3 protein-coding genes are annotated in these 5,510 nt (G+C 65.1%); all 3 read left to right on the plus strand.

What is annotated here, in order from left to right; all coding sequences use genetic code 11:
- Positions 1–247 precede the first annotated feature (247 nt).
- Positions 248–1,588, plus strand: a complete 1,341-nt coding sequence (locus tag DAT37_RS26060; protein ID WP_109527519.1) for an IS110 family RNA-guided transposase — start codon at positions 248–250, stop codon at positions 1,586–1,588.
- 70 nt (positions 1,589–1,658) lie between these two features.
- Positions 1,659–2,591, plus strand: coding sequence for an IS3 family transposase (locus DAT37_RS26065; protein WP_109527518.1), 933 nt, complete (start codon positions 1,659–1,661; stop codon positions 2,589–2,591).
- Between the two features lie 1,804 nt (positions 2,592–4,395).
- Positions 4,396–5,510, plus strand: a 1,115-nt coding sequence (locus tag DAT37_RS26070) for a thiamine pyrophosphate-binding protein (RefSeq protein WP_198654438.1), incomplete at its 3' end; no start/stop codon positions are given.

The following is a 5,510-nucleotide window of genomic DNA, read 5'->3' on the forward strand; positions in this document are numbered from 1 at the left end:
AGTCCCCCAGACCCTTTCGGGGACGCCACATAGGCGTGAAAATCGGGGCGGGTTGCTCGCCGACGCCGGCGCTGCATGAGACTGCTGATCTCGCAAAAAAGTCTGGCGCTGGGGCTCGACCTGAAGGGTCACGCACTGTTGCCTTGAGCACGCCGGTCAGAATCTTCGGCTTCCCGACCGCGGCCCCGCGAGCACCCGTTTCCTGTCTGGTACGCGATCTCGTCGAGGAGCGTGATCGGTCGTGGTGATGGCGGAACCGGAAGAGATCCCCGAAGAGGGACACGAGCGCATTGTTGAGCGGGTGGCCGCGATCGACGTGGCCAAGGCGTTCGGCAAGGTGTGCACGCGGGTGCCGCACCCCAGTGATCCCTCCCGGCGGTTGACCAAGGTGTGGGAGGTGCAGGCCACTCTGGCCTCGGTGGAGGAACTGGGTGATTACCTGGTGGGCGAGCAGGTCCGGGCGGTCACGTTGGAGTCGACGGGGGACTACTGGCGGATCTGGTTCTATGTGCTGGAGGAGCGTGGACTGCGGGTGCAACTGGTCAACGCCCGCGACGTCAAGCACGCCCCGGGACGGCCCAAGACCGACCGGCTGGATGCGGTGTGGCTGGCCAAGCTGACGGAGAAGGGTCTGGTCCGGCCCTCTTTCGTGCCTCCGTATGAGGTGCGGGTGCTGCGGGACTACACCCGGACGCGGATCGACCTCATCCACGAGCGCACCCGCTACTGGCAGCGGCTGGAGAAGCTGCTGGAGGACGCGCTGATCAAAATCTCCTCGGTGTCCAGCACGCTGACCACCCTGTCGACGCGGGCGATGCTGGAGGCGTTGATCGCCGGAGAACGCGATCCCCGGACGCTGGCCGAGCTGGCCCGCGGCCGGATGCGGGTGAAGATTCCCGCGCTGATGGAAGCACTCAACGGACGTTTTGACGATCACCATGGCGAACTCGCCGCCGTGCTGCTGGCGCAGATTGACGGCCTGGACGCGCAGATCACCCGGCTCGGTGCCCGGATCGAAGAACTGATCGCGCGGATGCCCGACAGCTGCCCCGTCGAGCCGGGCCATGACGGCGCTCCGGACGAGGCTGCGTCATCGGCGCTGGATGCCGTGCTGCGCCTGGATGAGATCCCCGGGATCAGCCCGGAGGTCGCACAGATCATCATCGCCGAGATCGGGCTGGACATGAGGCGGTTTCCCACCGCCGAGCACCTGGCTTCCTGGGCCAAGCTGTCCCCCAAGACCATCCAGTCCGGGAGCCGCAGCCGCGGCGGCGCGGTCGGCAAGGGCAACCCCTACCTCAAGGGAGTGCTCGGCACGGCGGCGGTGGTGGCCGGACGCACCGACACCTTCCTCGGGGAGCGCTACCGCAGGATCGCCAAGCGCCGCGGCAAGCTGCGGGCCGTGGTCGCGGTCGCGCGCTCCATCACGGTCATCATCTGGCACCTGCTGGCTGATCCCACCGCCCGCTACCACGACCTCGGATCCGACTATTTCCTCACCAAGATCGACCGGGAGAAGAAGACCCGCACCCACATCCGCCAACTGCAAGCACTCGGCTTCACCGTCACCCTGACTCCGGCCGCCTGACCCATACCGCCTCGCTCTGGCCCTCGCTGACGATCACCGGCTGGGGTTCGCTGCCGCCTACCCGGCTGAGGTGGGTGATTTTCCGGTCAGCAGCCGCCTTCTTCGCGGCGGACAGTCGATGACGCTCGCCAAGTACGAGCTGATCGATGCGGAGAAGGCCCATCACGCGATCGTGAAGATGTGCGCCTGGCTGAAGGTGTCCCGCTCGGGCTACTACGAGTGGCGCGATCGGCCGGCCTCGGCCACCGCGCAACGCCGCGTACTGCTGTCCCGGCTGGTCGCCGAGGTCTTCGCCGGCTCTCACGAGACCTACGGCTACCGGCGGGTGCACGCCGCCCTGCTGCGTCGTGGCGAGCACTGCCCGGCCGAGTTGGTACGTGCCCTGATGCGCGAGCAGGGCCTCATCCCGGCCCAGGTACGGGCGATCCGGCCGGTCACCACCGTCCAGGGCGACTTCCGCGGCATCCCCGACCTGCTCGGTCGCGACTTCACCGCCGCCCGGCCGGGCACCAAGCTGGTCGGCGACATCACCTACATCCGCACCTGGGAAGGTTTCCTCTACCTGGCCACTGTGATCGACTGCCACAGCAAGGCGGTCCTCGGCTGGGCGATGGCCGACCACTACCGCACCGGCCTGATCAAGGATGCGATCCGGATGGCCGCCGGCACCGGCCTGCTCCAGCCCGGCGCTGTGTTCCACACCGACCGCGGCTCGAACTACACCTCTGATGAGTTCGGTCGCTTCCTGACCAGCCTGCAGATCCGCCGCTCGGTAGGCCGCACCGGGGTCTGCTATGACAACGCGATGGCTGAGTCGTTCTTCAGCGCGATCAAGAACGAATGGCTCCACCGCTTCGTCTTCACCACCCGCGCCAAGGCGAAACGGCAGGTCATCCGCTACATCGAGGGGTTCTACAACCGTCGGCGCCTGCACTCGGCGCTCGGCTACCGGCCACCTCTGGAAGTACTCAACGAGTCCCTTTCAATCCAAACAGCCGCATAGGCTACGCCCATAAGACGGCTGTCCGGAATCACCGTGGCCCCTCAGGCGGCTCCGCCCCACCCGGCCCGTTCAGTGGTCGATGCACCTATCCCGCCCGGTGGGCTGGATGCCCACGGCCTGGAGCTGCGACCGGCTGGTTCCCGTGTTCACTGTGATTCCCTCGACGAAGTAGGAGCCCGACTTTGTCCCTGCGGCCTCGCCATGAGTACGCCACAGACCTTCCTCATGGCCTCCCTGCCGGCAATGGCAAACCGGCCCAGGAGTTCCCCGCCAGCCCTCGGCCGGCGGGTGCGCACCGCGTCCTGCCCAGATCCACCAGGTTCGAGCAGGCGTCCAGTGGAGGGACTTAACGACGTCGGTTCCTCTCGTACTCCTCTCCATCCCGCTCACCGGACCCGCACCATCTGGCAGTACTGGCACGTCCCGGCTTTGTCAGGGCTGCTCCCGCCCTCCCCGGCATCACCCAGATCAAGCTGCCCTCAGCTCCACCGACCTGCTGCGACAGGCCGAAGGCGAAGGTCTCCCACCTCCGCTCAAATCACAGCGCCTCACGGCGCACGCCGCTAACTGGACACACCCCATCAAGGGCGGCTCGCCTGCGGCGATCCGCCGGGTGTCGGGCGGTCTGCCGGCCGTGCTGCGGCTCTTCGGCCGGTCGCGGCCAGCATCGCCCATGCGACCCGAACGCCAAGGTCAACTGCTGAATCGCCGTAGTTTTCCGCGTCATGAGTCGCGTCTGAGAACCTGTACTGCTGGTGGCGTTGGTGCCGAACAAGCCCAGATCGGGAAATCAAAGATTCCTCAAATGTGGGCCCGAATGGGCCATACGGGCTCTTGTGACTTCGGGCAAAGTTGTTGTAAATATAATCTCCGGGGATGCAGGCGAAGCGCCACGCGGCGCACCAGGTAGGTGATGTCACCCAGGTACTTACGGTCGGGCTCGGGTGTGATGAAGTCCCGCCGAAACGGATCCGCGAGGGCGCTTCGGGCTGTGGTGCGGACCCTGCTACGTAGCTGGATACCGGTGATGGCCGGACTGCGTATCACCCGTGCAACCTTCTTCTCTTTCCCTCCGGATTAAGCAAAGCCCCAGTAGCCAGGGTGTCCATCAAGCGACGAGGGAGGCCCGGCGAACTACCGAGGATCGCGCATAAGCAGCAGTAGAGCCACACATGAAGCGGAGCGTCACCTTCACGTCACTGCTCGGACGGCGGGCTGCGTCCTCCCTCAAGAGTCCCCCACTCAATCCACTCTCAAGATCGCCCGGATGGCCAACCTGAGTGAAGGAGGCTGGATTTCCACAGGGCACGTAACCCGAGTTCCATAGCTTGTGCGATCACCGTGCTGCGCTGACGTGCGCAGACGTAAACGATCAAGATATGTTCGGTGCACTCGTAGCCACTGTCACGCATACCGATGACGTCGCTACTGAATGATCGGGGAGTTGGGGAATTTCTGAGTCGTGTGTCTGTATTCCGCAGAACCCTGACGCAAATCCCGTGTTGCGAAGCTGTGAATCCAGCAGATTATTCGCTCGCGCTAGCCGGCAGTGTACGCGGACTGACGGTCAAAGAAGACTGAATATTTTACCTGCGGTTAATGCTTGCGAAGCTTTGCTCTATGAAAGTCGATGCGAATGGCAGCGAGTCGCGGTGGAAACGCCATGGCCATCGGATTTCAGGTGCATTGTCGCGCCTGGACGACTTCCATGCAGCCGGCGATCACCTGATCCAATCGGCGCAGCGCCTCCAAACGAATGTGCGCCGGCCGTCAGCGGCCAGCCTTCACGAGGGGAAAGCCAACGGTGCGAAACGGATCGATCAACCACGCCCAGAAACTTGCTCAGGCCAGCGCGCCTAGGGTCCAAGAGACCCGTGGGAACAGTGAATACGATGCGTTGCGATGCGCCCAGCTCTTTGCCGCGGGTCCGGTCTTCGCGAGAGTCGCGCTGACCGAGGCTTCGCAAGACGACCAGGTCGCGGAGAAGATCGTCGCCAGGCTGCTTGAAGATCCCATCTACCTCACTGGTGCGGAGGCGGTCGCCGTCCTGCTTGCACGAGCAGGCGTTCGGCACGTCTTCGCCTACGCCGGGACCTCGGAACTAGCCTTGTGCGACGCGGTAGACCGGACCGAGCTGATCAGCCTCAACAACGGCCGCGGCGACAAGGAGAGCGCCTTCCTCGCCGCGGGCGGCTCGTTGCTGCAGCCGAACCGGGCGGCCGCGATCCTGCACGGCGCCCGCGGCTTGACCAATGCCGCCGGTGGGCTGGCCGATGCTCGCCGCAACGAGGCCGGCACGGTCTACGTGGTGGGCCTGCCTTCCACCGGCTCCATGCGCTTCCTGCCGCCACATGGTGAGCCGCACCTCATCGAGGCCATGGGCAACTTTGCCCGCTGGGCGTGGGAGGCATCTGCCGTACCTGCGGAGAAAGAAAAGGCCGCAGAGGAATACATCGCCAAATTCCTGGAGGCGATCGCCACCGCTGCCCGGCAGCCCTACGGTCCTGTACTCTTTGGCGTTCCGCAGGACGTGGCCGAGGCGAGGTGGCTGTCGCTAGCTGTCTTCGCCCGCGCCTGCGCCGACTTCGGCGGCGAAGCCGAGCTTCCGGCTGTCGGCAGGGCGCTGGAGTTGCTGCAGGCAGCCCGCCGTCCACTATTTCTTGTCGATGACTACGCACTGCATTACGACGGCATACACGAAGAGCTCGATCGCGTTACACGGCTACTGGGCGCACCGGTGCTGCAACTGCGCTACCGGCGTGGCCCCATGCTCTTCGAACGGCTGCGGTCCGAGCGGGTGGGCCACTTCGTGGGCTGGCTCAACCAGTTCAGCGCGGCACACCGGGCTCTCCTCGACGACGCCGACCTGCTCATCACGGTAGAGGATCGCAACATCTATCGACGTGTGGTCGGTGACCT

The organism is Nocardia aurea, from assembly GCF_003123685.1.
GTDB lineage: Bacteria > Actinomycetota > Actinomycetes > Mycobacteriales > Mycobacteriaceae > Nocardia > Nocardia aurea.

Excerpts from the sequence above, each read along its gene's own strand:
- DAT37_RS26060 (WP_109527519.1), top strand. The coding sequence starts at position 248 with ATGGCGGAACCGGAAGAGATCCCCGAAGAGGGACACGAGCGCATTGTT.